The 16,188-nt window shown below is 69.4% G+C and carries 13 protein-coding genes; 7 read left to right on the top strand and 6 right to left on the bottom strand.

Features of this window, described 5'->3' with window-relative positions; all coding sequences use genetic code 11:
- Positions 1 to 60 precede the first annotated feature (60 nt).
- Together EIL87_RS11830 and EIL87_RS11825 are read left to right on the top strand one after the other, a co-directional pair.
- The gene (locus EIL87_RS11830) at positions 61 to 1,527 is read left to right on the top strand and encodes a purine-cytosine permease family protein (protein WP_125090291.1); all 1,467 of its coding nucleotides are present in this window, start codon (positions 61 to 63) and stop codon (positions 1,525 to 1,527) included.
- Entirely contained in the window at positions 1,524 to 2,405 is an 882-nt protein-coding gene (locus EIL87_RS11825) for a polysaccharide deacetylase family protein (RefSeq protein ID WP_125090290.1), read from the top strand. The genes EIL87_RS11830 and EIL87_RS11825 overlap by 4 nt, the downstream gene beginning before the upstream one ends.
- 36 nt (positions 2,406 to 2,441) lie before the next feature.
- On the opposite strand, the gene EIL87_RS11820 is transcribed toward EIL87_RS11825, so the two are convergent.
- From EIL87_RS11820 to uidA, 4 genes are all read right to left on the bottom strand, one after another.
- Positions 2,442 to 3,230 carry an IclR family transcriptional regulator gene (locus EIL87_RS11820; RefSeq protein ID WP_125090289.1) on the bottom strand — a complete coding sequence of 263 codons (789 nt, stop codon included), beginning with the start codon at positions 3,228 to 3,230 and terminating at the stop codon, positions 2,442 to 2,444.
- Positions 3,231 to 3,295: 65 nt separating this feature from the next.
- On the bottom strand, positions 3,296 to 4,516 hold the full coding sequence (locus tag EIL87_RS11815) for a M24 family metallopeptidase (RefSeq protein WP_125090288.1): 1,221 nt from the start codon (positions 4,514 to 4,516) through the stop codon (positions 3,296 to 3,298).
- A 387-nt stretch (positions 4,517 to 4,903) separates the two neighbouring features.
- A complete protein-coding gene (gene uidB / locus EIL87_RS11810; protein WP_125090287.1) occupies positions 4,904 to 6,259 on the bottom strand; it encodes a glucuronide transporter in 1,356 nt (451 codons plus the stop codon).
- Positions 6,260 to 6,300: 41 nt separating this feature from the next.
- Complete coding sequence (gene uidA / locus EIL87_RS11805; RefSeq protein WP_125090286.1) at positions 6,301 to 8,088, bottom strand: beta-glucuronidase; 1,788 nt, start codon at positions 8,086 to 8,088, stop codon at positions 6,301 to 6,303.
- A 374-nt stretch (positions 8,089 to 8,462) separates the two neighbouring features.
- Here uidA and EIL87_RS11800 point away from each other — a divergent pair, with 374 nt between their 5' ends.
- From EIL87_RS11800 to EIL87_RS11785, 4 genes are all read left to right on the top strand, one after another.
- Positions 8,463 to 9,518 carry a class 1 fructose-bisphosphatase gene (locus tag EIL87_RS11800; protein WP_125090285.1) on the top strand — a complete coding sequence of 352 codons (1,056 nt, stop codon included), beginning with the start codon at positions 8,463 to 8,465 and terminating at the stop codon, positions 9,516 to 9,518.
- Positions 9,519 to 9,533: 15 nt separating this feature from the next.
- Entirely contained in the window at positions 9,534 to 10,409 is an 876-nt protein-coding gene (locus tag EIL87_RS11795) for a phosphoribulokinase (protein ID WP_125090284.1), read from the top strand.
- A gap of 177 nt (positions 10,410 to 10,586) precedes the next feature.
- The gene (locus tag EIL87_RS11790) at positions 10,587 to 11,255 is read left to right on the top strand and encodes a response regulator (RefSeq protein WP_125090283.1); all 669 of its coding nucleotides are present in this window, start codon (positions 10,587 to 10,589) and stop codon (positions 11,253 to 11,255) included.
- Positions 11,252 to 12,424, top strand: coding sequence for a GAF domain-containing sensor histidine kinase (locus tag EIL87_RS11785; RefSeq protein WP_125090282.1), 1,173 nt, complete (start codon positions 11,252 to 11,254; stop codon positions 12,422 to 12,424). Before EIL87_RS11790 ends, EIL87_RS11785 begins: the two co-directional genes overlap by 4 nt.
- A gap of 244 nt (positions 12,425 to 12,668) precedes the next feature.
- Here the strand turns inward: EIL87_RS11785 and EIL87_RS11780 are convergent, their stop codons facing one another.
- Positions 12,669 to 13,679 (bottom strand): class I fructose-bisphosphate aldolase, encoded by a 1,011-nt coding sequence (locus tag EIL87_RS11780; protein ID WP_125090281.1) that lies wholly within the window; start codon positions 13,677 to 13,679, stop codon positions 12,669 to 12,671.
- Between the two features lie 35 nt (positions 13,680 to 13,714).
- Positions 13,715 to 14,626, bottom strand: coding sequence for a LysR family transcriptional regulator (locus EIL87_RS11775; RefSeq protein WP_199740380.1), 912 nt, complete (start codon positions 14,624 to 14,626; stop codon positions 13,715 to 13,717).
- A 101-nt stretch (positions 14,627 to 14,727) separates the two neighbouring features.
- On the opposite strand from EIL87_RS11775, the gene EIL87_RS11770 reads away from it, so the two are divergent.
- The gene (locus tag EIL87_RS11770) at positions 14,728 to 16,188 is read left to right on the top strand and encodes a form I ribulose bisphosphate carboxylase large subunit (RefSeq protein ID WP_125090280.1); all 1,461 of its coding nucleotides are present in this window, start codon (positions 14,728 to 14,730) and stop codon (positions 16,186 to 16,188) included.

The raw sequence follows: 16,188 nt of genomic DNA, 5'->3' as shown, positions 1-16,188 counted from the left end.
GTACCTTGTTCCACGGCTGATCCGCCACAAGTATGGCTGGATGGCTATGCGGAGGCGCCCATGAGGACAGACCCAGCGAGCAGCAACGCGCACCACCACGACGTCGAGCAGGAGCTGCAGTCGATCCCGGAGGAGGCCCGCACCCGCGTGGTGTCCGGGCAGTTCTGGATCTGGGCCGGCGCGAACATCGCTCCCATCAACTGGGTCCTCGGCGCGCTGGGCATCAAGCTCGGCCTGGGGCTGGCCGACGCGGTCCTCGTCCTGGTGGTCGGGAACCTGGTCGGCATGGCCCTGTTCGGCTTGTTCGTGCTGCTGGGCCAGCGCACCGGCGCTACCGGGATGGTGTTGTCCAGGGCCGCGTTCGGGCGGCGGGGAAACTACGTGCCCGCTGCGATCCAGGCCTGCTTGGCCGTCGGGTGGTGCGCCGTGAACACCTGGATCATCCTCGACCTGGTCATGGCGCTGTTGGGCGAGCTCGGCCTGGTCGATCCGGCGGCGCCCAACCACGTCGCTAAGGTCCTGGTGGCCGCGCTGATCATGGCAGTGCAGGTGGTGATCTCCTGGATCGGTTACCGGGCCATCGCCGGCTTCGAGAAGTGGACGGTGCCGCCGACGATCGTCGTGCTGGTGGCGATGTCCGTCGTGGCGTGGACGAAGCTCGACATCGATTGGTCGTACGCAGGGCCGCCGGGCCAACTGCTGCAGGGGTGGGACCGGTTCGCGGCGATGTCCGCGGTCATGACGGCGATTGGCATCGGCTGGGGCATCACCTGGTTCACCTACGCTGCGGACTACTCCCGGTTCGTGAGCAGGCAGGTCCCCCGGCGCAAGCTGTACGTGGCCTCTGCCCTGGGGCAGTTCCTCCCCGTGGTGTGGCTGGGTGTCCTTGGTGCCTCGCTGGCCACCGAGAACGGTGAAGCGGATCCCGGGCAGCTGATCGTGAGCTCCTACGGCGCGCTCGCCGTTCCGGTGTTGCTCCTGGTGGTGCACGGTCCGATCGCGACCAACATCCTCAACATCTACACGTTCGGCGTGGCGGCGCAGGCGCTGGACCTGCGCCTGTCCCGACGCGGGTTGAGCGTGCTGGTCGGGGTGTTCGCGATGGTGTGCGTGGTCTTCTTCATCTACCAGGGCGATTTCGCCACCGTGCTGGACTCGTGGCTGGTCTCCCTCGTCGCCTGGGTGGCGGCGTGGGGCGCGATCATGCTCGTGCACTTCTACTGGCTCGAGCGCGACGACGCCGGAGTGCAGCGGTTGTTCGACCCGGTCGGCACGACCCGTCTCCCCGACGTCAACCCGGCCGCCCTGGTGGCGTTCGCCGCGGGCATCGTCGCGACGTGGTTGTTCATGCACGGCGTCGTCGACGTCTTCCAAGGTCCCTTGGCCACAGCGTTGGGTGGGGTTGACCTGTCCTGGTTGGTCGGTGGCCTGGTGGCCGGTGGCACCTACGCGGTTCTGGGGTCGCGCGTCCACCGCAGGCGGTACGCCTCCGCAGCGGGACTCGACGAGGAGAGGAGTGCGAGGTGACCGAACAGGACGGTGCCGGGTTCGCGTGGCCTGCTGGCTGTCGTGCGGCGAGTGCGTTCACCTTCGACGTGGATGCCGAATCGTGCGTCCTGGTGAACGACCCCGCAGCGGTCGACCGGATGTCGCTGATGGGGCACCAGTCCTACGGGCCGCGCGTCGGAGTGCCCAGGTTGCTGCGGATGCTGGAGCGGCAGGAGGTGCGGGCGACCTTCTTCGTCCCCGGGTTCACCGCGGACTGCTACCCGGACGTCGTCAAGTCCATCGTGGACCACGGCCACGAGATCGCGCACCACGGTTACCTGCACGAACCCATGCGCGGGATCAGCGCTGAGGACGAGGCTGAGTTCCTCGACCGCGGGTTGGAAGCGCTGGACCGGGCAGCCGGCGTGCGCCCGGTCGGCTACCGGGCGCCGTGGTGGGAGACCAACTGGCACACGCCGCGGCTGCTCGCCGAGCGCGGGTTCGCCTACGACTCGAGCTTGCTCGACGACGACGTGCCCTACCGCATCGAGACGAGCGCTCCGGGAACGCCGTCGTTGATCGAGATTCCGGTGGACTGGGCGCTCGACGACTGGGAGCAGTACGCGTTCTACCCCGGCTGGACGGGGAGCGGCGTGATCGAGAGCCCGCTGAAGGTGCTGGAGATGTGGTGGCTGGAGGCACGGGCGCGGCACGCCGAGGGCGGTTGTTTCGTGCTCACCAACCACCCGTTCCTCTCCGGACGCCCTGCCAAGACCCACGCGCTGGAGGAACTCGTCGAGCGCGTCAAGGGACTGGACGGGATGTGGGTGACGACGTTGCAGGAGATCGCCGCGCACGCGGAGGAGGTGTGCGGCCCGGGCAGGGTGCACCAGCGGCCCGAGGTGCGTCCGGCGTGACAGCGGCGGTGTCCCGGCCTGCCGGCCGGGACACCGTCACCTCGTGGGGGCGCCGAGCCGCTCGGAGATGTCGTCCGCAGTGGCCCGGACGACCTGGGCCAGTTGGGTGCGCAAGGACTCCGACACGCGGAAGCTGGGCGCGGACAGCAGGACCGCAGCGGTCGTCTGCCCGCGGTGGTCGCGGACCGGTGCGCTGATCCCGACCTCTTCGACGGAGGTCTCCCCGGCGTTGACGGCGAAGCCGTCAGCTCTGACCTGCTCCAGCCGGTCCAGGTAGCGCTTGGCGGTGTGCTCGTCGCCGTGCGAGCTCGTCACCAGCTTCCGCTCGAGCAGGTCCTGCACGTGCGACGTGGACATCTCGGCGAGGAAGACCTGCACCGACGCGCTCGCAGCGGTCGCGTAGCGAGTGCCGATCGGTGTGGTGTGCTTGACCTGCTTGGGACTGGGCACCTGCTCGACCGACACGGACTCATCCCCGCTCCACACCACCAGGGCGCTGGTCTCGCCGGTGCGCGCGGTCAGCTCTTCCAGCGCCGGGTGGGCGATCCTGCGCACGTCCAGGTTGGCCAGCAGCGGACCGGCAAGCCCGATCAACCCCAGGCCGAGCCGGAAGCGACCGCTCTCCGGGTCCCGGACCACCAGGTCCAGCTGCTCCAGCTGGTTGAGGATGCGCGAGACCGTGCTCTTGTGGAGGTGGACCCGCCGGGAGATCTCGGTGACGCCCAGCGCGGGCTCGCCGACCGAGAAGGCCCGCAGGACGCTGATGCCGTTCTGCAAGGCCGACGGCGGGCTCGCGGTGGTCTCCTCATCGGCGCGGCCGGTCATGCGGGTGCTCCTCCATACCGCCAGTGCCGGTGCGGGACCCTCACCGCACCGGCACCGAGGGCTGCTCAGCGGTTGATGATGTTGTGCTCAGGGCCGTAGGGGAACCCGGTGATGTTCTCGGCTCCGTCCTCGGTCACCACGAGGATGTCATGTTCCCGGTAACCCCCGGCTCCAGGCTGGCCCTCCGGGATGGTGATCATCGGTTCCATGGACACGACCATGCCGGGCTCGAGGACGGTGGTGATGTCCTCCCGCAGTTCGAGCCCGGCCTCGCGGCCGTAGTAGTGGGAGAGCACGCCGAAGGAGTGGCCGTACCCGAACGTCCGGTTCTCCAGCAGCCCTTCGGCCTCGTAGATCGTGTTGAGCTCCTGGGCGATCTCGCCGCACACGGCGCCGGGACGGATGAGTTCGAGACCGCGCTCGTGCACCGCGGTGTTGACCTGCCAGTAGCGCAGGTGCTGGGCCGACGGCTCGCCGTAGAACAGCGTGCGTTCCAGTGCGGTGTAGTAACCGGCGATCATGGGGAAGCAGTTCAGGCTCAGGATGTCGCCGTCGCGGACCTGGCGGCTGGTCGCCCAGTTGTGCGCGCCGTCGGTGTTGACGCCGGACTGGAACCAGACCCAGGTGTCGCGGAGTTCGGCGTGCGGGAAGGTGCGGGCGATCTCGCGGACCATGGCCTGGGTCCCGGCGAGGGCCACTTCGTACTCCGGAACCCCCTCGGTGATCGCGTCGACGACCGCAGCGCCGCCGAGGTCGGCGATCCGGGCCCCGTGCTTGATCAGCTCGATCTCCTCGGGGGACTTGACCATCCGCTGCCGCATGGTCGTCGCGGAGATGTCGACGAGGCTGAACGAGGGGAGGGCGTCGGCCAGCTGCGCGCGCAGCACCGGAGGGATGTGGTCGTCCTCCACACCGAGCCTGCCGGCGGAGACGCCCGCGCGCGCCAGCACGGTGCTGATGGCGTGCAGGTAGTTGTCGCGCTGCCAGTCGGTGTAGACGATGTTGTCGCCGAAGCTGCGGCGCCACGGTTGTCCGGCGTCGATGTTGGCGGAGACGGTGACGTGCTCGTTCGCGGTCACCACGAGCGCGTAGTTGCGGCCGAAGGCGGTGTAGAGGAAGTCGCTGTAGTAGTTGATGTTGTGGTAGCTGGTGAACACGACGGCGTCGACGCCGTCGTCGGCCATGCGCTTGCGCAGCGCCGTGACCCTGCGGTTCATCTCCGCATCGGAGAACGTCGGTGGGACTCGCTCACCGTTGTGGATCTCCTTGAGCCGTTCGAGGTTCATCGAGCACGTCCCTTCGCGTTGCTGTCGTGTGGAGCGTTCCCGCGGTGGCTGCAAGTCCCGTGCGATGTGATCGGACGACGTGGAAGCCACTCGCGCTCACTGCAACGGTGTTGCACTCAACGAAACGTACGGAGGCCTTGTGAGGGTGTCAACCCAGTGCAATCGTGAAGTTCACAGAGACAACGCCAGTCCGGCTCGGCGACCGGGTTGTCTTTGCTGCAACAACGTTGCGCCATGTGAGCGGTGGTGTGAAGTCGATCCGGGCCTGCCGCTGGGGTGGACGGGCGTGGTGCGGAGGAGATCCCGACCGCACCCGCGCAGGCGGGGTCCGGCGCACCCGCCCAGAGTGGGGACGCGCCGGATCCTCGCGGTTCTGCGGACGGGGCCTCAGGCTCCCGGAGAGGTGGCCTCCGCCGGGCGTGAGCGACGGTCGGCGACCTCGGCGGTGATCTCGCGGAACCGGGATTCGGTGAGGGGGTAGGCCAGCATGATCGCGATCGCGATGATCACGCAGGCCGCGGGGACGATGCCGGCCGCGGACCGGATGCCCCACAGCGCGGCTTCGCTCTGCACCGGGGAGCCGCCTGCGTACCCGGCGAGTCCGATCGTGTAGGCCGCGGCCGAGCCGCCGAAGGCTTGCCCGAGCTTGCGGACGAACGAGAAGACCGCGTACGTCGCTCCTTCCATGCGTGCGCCGGTCAACCACTCGCCGTACTCGACGGTGTCGGCCTCCAGCGACCACATGAGGGTGTTCACCAGGCCGAGTCCGACCCCGATGAGCATGAAGCAGCCCAGCGCGATCGAGGGGAGCGAAGCCGGGGCCACTGTGGTGCCGACCGAGCCGACGATCATGACCGCGCCCGAGGCGATGTAGCCGTTCTTCTTGCCGAACCTGCGGACGATGGTCGGCGCCAAGGGCGCCAGCAGGAACATCAGGCCCATCTGGGCCACGGTGATGACGATGTAGTAGTTCGCGTTGCCCAGGACGTCGCGGGCGTAGTAGACGCCGATCGTCTGCAGGGAGAACATCGCGGTCAGGAAGAACAGGGAGCTGACGCACAGCAGGATCAGCGGCTTGTTGCGCCTGATCGTGTTCAGGCTCGCCTTCACGCTGACCTTCTGGACGTCGCGCTCGACCGTCTCACGGGCGGTGGCGAAGGCGAACAGGTAGAGCGCGCCTCCGACCACCACCACCGCGAGGGTGGTCACCAGCAGCGAGTGCTGCAGGTCGGCGGAGTGCTTGATCTGCGGCGAGACGACCATGCTCAGCAGGAGGATGGTCGCGGCGGCGCCCATCGACCGCGCACTGGCCAACTTCGAGCGTTCGACCGGGTCTTGCGTCATGGCCGCAGCCAGCGAACCGTACGGGATGTTGACCAGGCTGTAGGCCGTGCCGACCGCCGCGTAGGTGATCACGGCGTACGCCAGCTTGCCGGTCAAGCTCCAGTCGGGGACGGAGAAGGTCGCCACGTTCACCAGCAGCAGCGGCAGGGCCGCGAACAGCAGCCACGGGCGGAACTTGCCCCACCGGGTCGAGGTCTTGTCGACCAGTCCACCGGCGACGAGGTCGGCGAGCGCGTCCCACACGCGCACGACCAGCAAGACCGTTCCCGCCGCCGCGGCCGGGATCCCCGCCACATCGGTGTAGTACAGCAGCAGGAACATCGACGCCATCGAGAAGGCAAGGTTGTTGGCCATGTCGCCGGCCCCGTACCCGAGGAGCTGGGTGAAGCGGAGCTTCATGGAATTCCTCCTCACTGAGGAATCGCGGGTCACCGGGAGGTTCAGACGTCGTCGCGCCAGCGCTCGCGCAAGGAGAACGCGGCTGCCTTGGGGTGGCGCTCCCGGGTGAACACGCCCTTCTTGTTCCCCTGCACGCGGGCGAAACCGGACGCGGTGGCGAAGTCGGCGAAGTTCCAGACCTGTTCACCGACCACGGCCGGGATCCGGTCGAACACGCGGTGGTACACGTCCAGGAACGCGACCTGGTACTCCTCTGTCCACGGCTGCGGGACGACCGAGTGCAACCCCGCGACGGTGTCGGCTCCGTACTCGGTGACGATGATCGGCTTCCCGTGGCGGTCGGCCCACGCCGTCAGTTCGTCTTCCAGCGCGCGCTCGGCGTTCGCGAGATCACCCGGGTCGACGTACCAGCCGTAGTAGCGGTTGACCATGACCACGTCGGCCAGGTCGGAAACCACGCACGCGTCGGCGGGCGCGAACATGACGTTGACGAACCCGACCGGCCGCGAGGGGTCCAGCCGGCGAGTCTCGGTGAACAGCGGCTCGAAGTACGCGCGCGAGCCTGCGCTGTCCGACTCCGGCTCGTTGGCGACGCTCCAGAGCACCACGCTGGGGTGGTTCTTGTCGCGCGCCACCAGCTCTCGGATCGCCTGCAGGTGGGCGTGTTGCGTCACCTCACCGATCGTGTTCGCGGAGAAGGTCGGCTTCGTCTCGGCGTTCACGATGCCGCCGGCCAGACCGAGGTTCATGCCCACCGCGGCCGTCTCGTCGATGACCACGATGCCGTGGCGGTCGGCGTGGTCGAGCACCTCTTCGGCGTACGGGTAGTGCGACGTCCGCAGAGAGTTGGCGCCGATCCAGTCCAGCAGCGCGAAGTCGTGGACCATGGAGGCGTTGTCGTGGCCCTTGCCGCGCACCGAGTGGTCCTCGTGCATGCCGAAACCGGTGAAGTAGAACGGTTCGCCGTTGATGAGGAACTCGGTGCCGCGCACCTCGACCGAGCGGACCCCGACGTCGAGCGAGTAGGCGTCCACGGGCGAACCCGTGCTGTCGTGCAGTTCGGCCTCGAACCGGTGCAAGTAGCCCTCACCCGGTCGCCACGGGTGCACCTGGTCCACCACCAAGGTCCCCGAGGCGCCCTCACCGCGGGCGACCTCGTGGCCGTCCTCGTCGCGCAGCACCACGTGCGCGGTGAGTCCCTCGGCCGGGCCGGAGGTCTCGATCTCGTAGTCCACGGTCCCGGTGGTTCCGTCCAGGCCGGTGACCACGGTGATGTCGCTGATGTGGGCCGGCGGGGTGGTGTGGAGCCACACCGATCGGTGCAGGCCGGAGTAGTTGAAGAAGTCGTGGTAGTAACGCTGCCTCGGGCCCGCCGGAGTCTGCTCCACGTAGCCGGGCGGGACGGATTCCCAGGAGAGCCGGTTGTCGACGACCACCGTGATGCGGTTGTCCGCTCCGACGGTCACGACATCGGTGACATCGGCCTCGAAGGGCGTGTACCCGCCCTCGTGCTCGACCACCTGCGTTCCGCCCACCCACGCCACCGCGCGGTGGGTTGCCGCGTCGAAGCGCAGCACGATCCGCTGCCCCTCCCACGCCGCCGGCACGTGCACCGTGGTCTGGTACCACACGTCGCCGACGTGGTCGCGCACGGAGCCGTCGGCGAAGAGGTCGTTGTAGCTGGCGGGGACGGCGATCTCCGTGCGCCCGGGCAAGGGGGCCTGCCACCACTCCTGGTCACGGCCGACACCGTCGCTGTCGACCGCGAACCGCCAGAGCCCGTCGAGGCGGCGGCGGTCGCGCAAGGCGTGGGCACTGGGTCGAAGCATCGTCGCTCCCCTTCGTGAGTGCGTGGGCACGGGACCCGAGGCGATCCGTTGACGGCAGAAGCTACGGACGTCACGTGAGGCGCGGCAACGTGTTGCCGCCAGTTGTCACCGAGCTCTGACGCTCGTCCCACCAGGACGTTCACCGCACCTGGCGCGCTCCTGACAACCGGAGCCGTCCTCGCCGCTCCCGCCGCTGCCGTCGCGCGCTCCACGCGCGCGTGGCGGCGTCGGCGTGGCTCCTGAGCTGCGGGGATGTCAAGGGGACTTCCGTCCCTCCGGCAACCACCCTCCCGGTCACCCCTCGGGTGGATGGCCGCCGCGGGCCTGGCTGCTGGGCTGGAGGTACGCCCGTGTCGTGAGTCAGGAGTGGTGAGATGCTGACTGAGCGCTCGACGTTGACCCAGTACCTCATCGAGGAACGCCGGCGCCATCCCGGATCGAGCGGTGAGCTCAACTCGCTGGTCCTCGACGTGGCGCTGGCCTGCAAGGCTATCTCGAAGCGGATCGCCTCCGGCACGCTCACGGGAGTCCTCGGCAGCGCGGGGGCGGTCGACGGGCAGGGCGAGCTGCTCGCCACCGAGATCTTCCGGCGCACCAACGAGTGGGGTGGCCAGCTCGCCGGCCTGGCTTCGGCTGAGCCCCACACGATCCCGGCCGAGTTCCCGCGCGGCAAGTACCTGTTGGTGTTCGAGCCGCTCGACGGGTCGCCGAACCTCGACGTCAACGTCTCGGCGGGCAGCATCTTCTCGATCCTGAGGGCGCGAGAGCCCGGGGATGACGCCCGCGTCGAGGACTTCCTGCAACCGGGGACGGAGCAGGTGGCCGCCGGGTACGCGCTCTACGGCCCGTCGACGGTGCTCGTGCTCACCGTCGGGGCAGGGGTGCAGGCCTTCACCCTCGACCCGGACCTCGGCGAGTTCTTCCTGACCCGCCGGGGCGTCGAGGTGCCGGAGGGGACCTCAGAGTACGCGGTCAACACCGCCCACCGCCGTTCCTGGGACGCCGCGGTCAAGCGCTACATCGACGAAGCCCTGCAAGGCTCCGGCGGTCCGCGTGAGAAGGACTTCACCATGCGGTGGGTGGCCTCGCTGGTGGCCGAGGCCCACCGGATCCTCACGCGGGGCGGCGTGTTCATGTACACGCCGGGAGACGCGGTCATCGAGGAGGCGGGCCGTCTTCGGCTCCTCCGCGCGGCGAACCCGATCGGATTCCTGATCGAGCAGGCAGGTGGTCTGGCCACGACGGGCGTGGAACGCCTCCTCGAAGTGGAACCGGAGGGCCTGGACGAGTGCGTCGGCTTCGTCTTCGGCTCACGCGAGGAGGTCGAACGCATCATCCGCTACCACTCCGAGCCGACCGAGGACACGAACGAGCCGACGTGGAACTGGAACCCGCTGTACGGCGCGCGCGGCCTGTTCCACCCCGTCTGACCCGCTGGAGGAACCATGTCCGTCAAGCACCCAGTCGTCGCCATCACCGGGTCCTCCGGCGCCGGGACCACCTCGGTGATGCGCACCTTCGAGCAGATCTTCCGCCGGGAAGGGATCGACGCCGCCTTCGTCGAAGGCGACAGCTTCCACCGCTACGACCGGATGGCCATGAAGGGTGAGATGGCACGGGCGATCGCCGAGGGGGACCACACCTTCAGCCACTTCGGCCCCGAGTCCAACCTCTTCGAGGAGTTGGAGGAGCTGTTCCGCGAGTACGGCGGGAGCGGCACCGGCAAGGTGCGCAAGTACCTCCACAACGAGGCGGAAGCGGCTCGGTACGGCCAGGAACCGGGCACGTTCACCCCGTGGGAGGCGATCCGGCCCGACACCGACCTGCTCTTCTACGAAGGGCTGCACGGCGCGGTGGTCACCGAGGAGGTCGACGTCGCCCAGCACGCCGACCTGCTGATCGGCGTCGTTCCCGTGGTCAACCTCGAGTGGATCCAGAAGTTGCACCGGGACAAGGCGAAGCGGGGCTACACGACCGAGGCGGTCACCGAGACCATCTTGCGGCGGATGCACGACTACGTGCACTACATGTGCCCGCAGTTCTCCCGGACACACGTGAACTTCCAACGAGTTCCGGTGGTCGACACCTCGAACCCGTTCATCGCCAGGACGATTCCGACCCCGGACGAGTCCATGCTCGTCATCCGCTTCGCCAACCCGCGCGGGATCGACTTCCCCTACCTGCTCTCGATGCTGCACGGCTCGTTCATGTCGCGGCCGAACACGATCGTCTGCCCCGGCGGCAAGATGGACCTGGCGATGCAGCTGATCTTCACGCCGATGCTCTGGCGGCTCTTCGAACGTCGCGACAAGGCCCGATGACCGGAGCAGCGCGAGGCCCGACGTCCGGGTCCGGGGGCACCTCCGGTCGGGCGACCGGGAGGAGGTGGTCACGTGGTCGCTGCCCTCCTCGGAGCAGCCGTCACCGGCGATCGCAGGCGTGCGGTGGCCGGTGACTTCCGGATGTGCCTGGACGTTCCTCCGCCGTAGGCTTGGCACATGACGGCGTCGTCCCCGGAACCCCAGCGCTTGGTGCTCGTCGACGACCACGAGATGGTGTTGCACGGGCTCGGTGCGATGCTCGGCCACTTCCCCGACGAGGTGTCGATCGCGGGGCAGGTGACGACCGCTGCGGAGGCGCTCGCGGTGGTCGTGGAGCAGAAGCCCGATGTCGTGCTGTGCGACGTGCGCATCGGCAAGGAGAGCGGTTTGGACCTGTGCCGCCAGATCACCACGGAGCACCCGGACACCAAGGTCGTGCTGCTGACCGTCTACGACGACGAGCACTACCTCTACCAGGCCCTGCGGGTCGGTGCCTCCGGCTACATCCTCAAGCGCATCGACGGCCAGGAGCTGGTCGGACACCTGCGGAGGGTCCGCGAGGGCGAGACCGTCGTCGACCCCGCGCTGGCCGGTCGGGTGGCGCTCTCAGCCGCGCGGCTGCACGCCGGGGAGTTCTGGTCCGGTGCCCACCTCGGCCTCACCCAGCGCGAGTCGGAAGTGCTGGAACTGCTGGTCGCGGGCCATTCGAACAGGGCGGTCGCGAGCAAGCTCGTGGTCAGCGAGGACACCGTGAAGTCCCACGTCCGCGGCCTCTACCGGAAGCTGGGCGTCGCTGACCGCAGCGGAGCCATCGCGGTCGCGTTGCGGGAGGGCCTGTTCCGTTGAGGCCCGGCAGCTCGGTCCCCAGCGCCGCGGAGCTCGCAGGGCTGTTCGAGGCCGACGGCGTGCTGCTCTACGCCGTCGAGGGCCAGGACCTCAGCGTCGCCGAGATGTGGCCCGAGCACCCCTCCGCGAGCTGCCTGAAGCTGCAGGTCGGCTTCGGAGTCACGGGCCGGGTTGCCCGCACCGGAGAACCGCTCCTGATCGGATCGGACTCACCCCGCAACGCGCTGCACCGCCAGCTGCTGGGGCTGGAGGATCAGCAGACCGTGGCGCGGATGTGCCTGCCGCTGCGCGGGCTCGACGAGGAGGCCGGAGTGGTGGGCGTCCTGGCCGTCCACCGCAGTCCGCAGCGGCCGTTCGGGCAGGACGACCTCGCGCACGCGCGGTCCTTCGCGACCGTGCTGGGCCTGCGGGTGCACGCCGAGCAGTTGTGGCGGGCGGTCAACCGGCACCGCACCGAGCGCGACCGGCTCGTCAAGCAGGCCATCTCGGCGCAGGAGGCGGAGCGGCGCCGGATCGCGTTCGACTTGCACGACGGGGTGACCACCGCGTTGGCGTCGATGTCGTTCCACCTCTCCGCCGCCGACCTGACCGTCTCCGAGTTCGCCGCGCACGACGACGCGGACGATCCGGCGCGGGCGCAGGCGCTGGAGCGCGCGCGGGCCGAGCTGGTGAGCGCGCGCGAGCTGGCCGACATGGCCTATTCGCAGACGCGGGCCGCCATCTCGGGCCTGCACAGCCTGGTCCTCGACGACCTCGGCCTGGTGGCGGCGATGGAGTCGCTGGTGCAGATGGCCACCCGGGACGACGGGCCGTCGATCGAGCTCGTGGTGGATCCCTCGGTGGCCACCGACGACATCCCCGACCACGCGGCCGCGGCGCTCTACCGGATCGTGCAGGAAGCCGTGTCCAACGCGGTCAAGCACGCCGAAGCGGACCGCATCGTGCTCTCGCTGCGCCGGGTCGGCGGCTCGATCGTGCTCGGCTGCACCGACGACGGCAAGGGCTTCGACCCGGTGGAACGCCGCCAGGCGCGCAGCGCGGACGCTGGCGGGGCGCAGCACTTCGGCCTCAGCTCCCTCGTCGAGCGCTGCGCCATCATCGAAGCGTCCTTGCGCGTCGAGTCCCAACCCGGCCGCGGAACCACCGTCCTCGTCGAAGTCCCGCTCTAGCGGGATCGTCCGCGTGACGGTGCGGGCGGCAGGACCTGAGCGACTCCGCGCGCCGCACCTCGAGCACGCGAACACGCGCTGCACCGGCGTGGTCGCCACGAGAACCCCGCTCAGACCCTGTGGCGGCCTCGGTGGACGCGACGCCCGAAGTTCCTCGTCGAGGTTCGCGCGGAATTCGACGGGCTCTGCGGGGCGCGGGACGCCTGGACGGGTGGCTCGGTTCCAGTGGTCAGCAGTTCGTGGTTCACAGGGTTGCGGGAGGGCGGCTCGTGGCTTCTGCGGCGTGGCGGCAGTTGGCGCGCAGCGCGCCCTGGGCCGCGGCGGTGTGCGCCGCGTCGCCGGCCCAGGTGCGCAGCGCGTCGCTGACCAGCGCTCGGCCGAAGGAGAAGGTGACCTGCCACGGGCGCTCGGTGGTGGCGTCGAGCTCGGCGAGGAACGCGCAGGCATCTGCGGTCGGGTGTCCGCCGGACAGGAAGGCGATCCCGGGCACGGCGGGCGGAACGGTGCCGCTGAGCACTTCCAGTGTTGCGGCCGCGACCGTGGAGGCCGGGGCCGCTGGAGCTCCCAGACCGGGCGTCACGAAGTTCGGCTTGAGCACGAGCCCGCGCAGGGCGACCCCGCTGAGCTCGAGCTCGTCGAACACGCTGGCGAGGGCGAGGTGCGTTGCGCGAGCGGACTCCGCCAGGCCGTGGTCGCCGTTGCAGAGCACTTCCGGCTCGACGATCGGGACGATCCCGTGCTCCTGGCACAGCGCGGCGTACCGGGCGAGGGCGTGGCCGTTGGCGCGGGCGCTGTGAGTGGTGATCGTCCGGACGTCGAACACGGCACGCCACTTGGCGAAGGCGGCTCCGCGTGCGGCGTAGGACGCCAGCCGGGTGCCCAGCCCGTCGAGGCCCTCGGTGATGAGCGCCCCACCGAGTCCCGGCAGCGGGGTGGTGCCGGTGTCGACCTTGATGCCGGGCAGGAGTCCTGCATCGCGCGCGGCCTCGGGGAACGTGCGACCGTCGCTGAGGCGTTGGCCGAACGTCTCGTCGCACAGGATGATCCCGCTGATCGAGTCGGACAACCGTTCGGTGGTCAGCAGCAGTTCGCGGTAGTCGCGCCGGGTCGTCTCGTTCGCGGCGATCCCCTCGGCCTGCAAGCGGGCCGACATGGTCTTGATCGACTCGTCGGCGGCGAGGATGCCGCGTCCTCGGCACGTCATCTGCTCAGCGGTCGCTGCCAGGGCGGGCACGGTGCTGGTGGAAGTCGTCATGCTCAGCATGGTCCGAGCCGCTCCGTTCCGCGTGCTCACCCCTCGGGGCGGTGCCGGGTGTGAAACGCCGCCGCACCCACCGCGTCGGACGCGCACACGTGCTCGAGGAACAGCCGGGTCGCCGCGGTCGGATCCGGGGAGGTGCACAGGTGCCACGGGCGGTCGAGCGGAGTTCCCGTCACGGGGGAGGACGCGAGGTCCCCGGCCTCCAGCTGCTCCCGCACGGCCTCCTCGTGGACCAGCGTGACGCCGAGGCCCTCGCGCGCGGCGGCGACCGCGGCACCGGAGGTGCCGAGGGTCAGCAGCGGCGGTGCTGCCTGCAGGCGGGTGAGCAGCGCCAGGGCCGTGTCCCGGGTGCCCGAGCCCACGGCGGTGAGCAGCCAGGTCATCCGCAACGGGTCACCGCGCACCCCCGGCTTGCCGACGACGACCAAGCGGTTGGGCCGCCGCGCTCGGGTCACCAGCCCGGAGCCGCGCGGCGGACGCCCGGCGAGCACCACGTCGACGGCGTGGTCGGAGGCCAGCGAGAACAGCTCCTCCCGCGGCCGGACCGACAGGGACAGCTCGACCTGCGGGTGTTCCGCCGCGAACGACGCGATCAGCCGCGGCAGGACGTACTCGCTGGCCGTCGCGACGGCGCCGATCCGCACGCGACCGCGGTCCGCGTCCTGCACCGCGCTGGCCGCTTCGGCGAGCAGGCCCTGGAGCTTGCGCACGTAGCTCGCGAAGGTCTCGCCGGCGTCGGTGGGCACGATGCCTCGTCCGGACTTCGCGAACAGCGCCGTCCCGAGGGCGACCTCCAGAGCCGCGATGGCGGCGGAGACCGCGGGTGGTGTCACGTGCAGCGCTTCCGCGGCGGCTTTCACGCTGCCCGTCTCGTGGACCGCCATGAAGGTGTGCAGCCGCCCCCAGGTGGCGGCGGCCGGCAGGTCGGCAGGGATCGTCATAGTTCAATGATGCCTTAATCGTCCTCAAGGAAGTTTCCATTGTCGTTGACGGGTTGTCGCCCGAGACTGGTCGTGTGGCCAGCGGACCGGGAGGAACTGCCATGACGATCAGCGAGAACGGTGCGCGGACCGAGCAGCGCTGGGATCCGGGCGTGCAGAGCTACGCGGGGATGGGCTACTTCAACGAGGACTACGTCCCCAAGGACACCGACGTGCTCGCGGTCTTCCGCGTGACCCCCCAGGAAGGGGTGGACCCCGTCGAGGCGGCTGCGGCGGTGGCGGGGGAGTCCTCCACCGCGACCTGGACGGTCGTGTGGACCGACCGGCTCACCGCGCACACCCACTACCAGGCGAAGGCCTACCGCGTCGACGAGGTCCCGGGCCGGCCGGGGGAGTACTTCGCCTACATCGCCTACGACGTCGACCTCTTCGAAGAGGGCTCGATCGCGAACCTGACCTCCTCGATCATCGGCAACGTCTTCGGCTTCAAGCCGCTGAAGGCGCTGCGGCTCGAGGACATGCGCATCCCGGTCGTCTACGCCAAGACCTTCCAGGGCCCGGCGCACGGCATCGTCATGGAGCGCGAGCACCTCAACAAGTACGGCCGTCCGCTGCTCGGGGCGACGATCAAACCGAAGCTCGGGCTGTCGGCCCGCAACTACGGCCGCGTCGTGTACGAGGCCTGCCGCGGCGGGCTGGACTTCACCAAGGACGACGAGAACATCAACTCCCAGCCGTTCATGCGGTGGCGCGACCGCTTCCTCTACGGGATGGAGGGCGTCAACCGGGCGATGGCCGAGACCGGTGAGGTCAAGGGGCACTACTTCAACGTCACCGCCGGGACGATGGAGGAGGTGTACCGCCGCGCGGAGTTCGCCAAGGATCTCGGCAGCGTGATCGTGATGATCGACCTGACGATCGGCTACACCGCGATCCAGTCGATGGCGAACTGGGCCCGGCAGAACGGCGTGCTGCTGCACCTGCACCGCGCGGGCCACTCGACGTACACGCGGCAGAAGACGCACGGTGTCAGCTTCCGGGTGATCGCGAAGTGGTGCCGGTTGATGGGCGTGGACCACGTCCACGCGGGGACCGTCGTCGGGAAGCTCGAAGGCGACCCGGCCACCACCCGCGGGTACTACGACACGCTGCGGGAGGACCACGTCCCGCTCAACCTGCAGAACGGCATCTTCTTCGAGCAGAACTGGGCGTCGTTGCCGGGCGTCATGCCGGTCGCGTCCGGCGGCATCCACGCCGGGCAGATGCACCAGCTGCTCGACCTGTTCGGCGACGACGTCATCCTGCAGTTCGGCGGCGGCACCATCGGCCACCCGTACGGCATCGCCGCAGGCGCGGAAGCCAACCGTGTTGCGCTGGAGGCAGTGGTCAAGGCGCGCAACGAAGGCCGAGACCTGCTGCGCGAAGGTCCTGACGTGCTGCGGCGATCCGCGAAGCACTGCCAGTCCCTCGAGGCGGCGCTGTCCACGTGGGGTGACGTCACCTTCGACTACACCAGCACCGACGCGCCGGACTTCGTCCCGACCCCGCTGCCGACGGCTTGA

This window comes from Saccharopolyspora rhizosphaerae, from assembly GCF_003931915.1.
GTDB lineage: Bacteria > Actinomycetota > Actinomycetes > Mycobacteriales > Pseudonocardiaceae > Saccharopolyspora > Saccharopolyspora rhizosphaerae.
This window is presented reverse-complemented; position numbering and strand designations above follow the sequence as displayed.

What these genes read in the sequence shown, in the direction of transcription:
- EIL87_RS11830 (WP_125090291.1), top strand. Translation starts at nt 61, where the DNA reads ATGAGGACAGACCCAGCGAGCAGCAACGCGCACCACCACGACGTCGAG.
- EIL87_RS11800 (WP_125090285.1), top strand. Translation starts at nt 8,463, where the DNA reads ATGCTGACTGAGCGCTCGACGTTGACCCAGTACCTCATCGAGGAACGC.
- EIL87_RS11820 (WP_125090289.1), bottom strand. Translation starts at nt 3,230, where the DNA reads ATGACCGGCCGCGCCGATGAGGAGACCACCGCGAGCCCGCCGTCGGCC.
- EIL87_RS11775 (WP_199740380.1), bottom strand. Translation starts at nt 14,626, where the DNA reads ATGACGATCCCTGCCGACCTGCCGGCCGCCGCCACCTGGGGGCGGCTG.
- EIL87_RS11780 (WP_125090281.1), bottom strand. Translation starts at nt 13,679, where the DNA reads ATGACGACTTCCACCAGCACCGTGCCCGCCCTGGCAGCGACCGCTGAG.
- EIL87_RS11815 (WP_125090288.1), bottom strand. Translation starts at nt 4,516, where the DNA reads ATGAACCTCGAACGGCTCAAGGAGATCCACAACGGTGAGCGAGTCCCA.
- EIL87_RS11790 (WP_125090283.1), top strand. Translation starts at nt 10,587, where the DNA reads ATGACGGCGTCGTCCCCGGAACCCCAGCGCTTGGTGCTCGTCGACGAC.
- uidB (WP_125090287.1), bottom strand. Translation starts at nt 6,259, where the DNA reads ATGAAGCTCCGCTTCACCCAGCTCCTCGGGTACGGGGCCGGCGACATG.
- EIL87_RS11795 (WP_125090284.1), top strand. Translation starts at nt 9,534, where the DNA reads ATGTCCGTCAAGCACCCAGTCGTCGCCATCACCGGGTCCTCCGGCGCC.
- uidA (WP_125090286.1), bottom strand. Translation starts at nt 8,088, where the DNA reads ATGCTTCGACCCAGTGCCCACGCCTTGCGCGACCGCCGCCGCCTCGAC.
- EIL87_RS11770 (WP_125090280.1), top strand. Translation starts at nt 14,728, where the DNA reads ATGACGATCAGCGAGAACGGTGCGCGGACCGAGCAGCGCTGGGATCCG.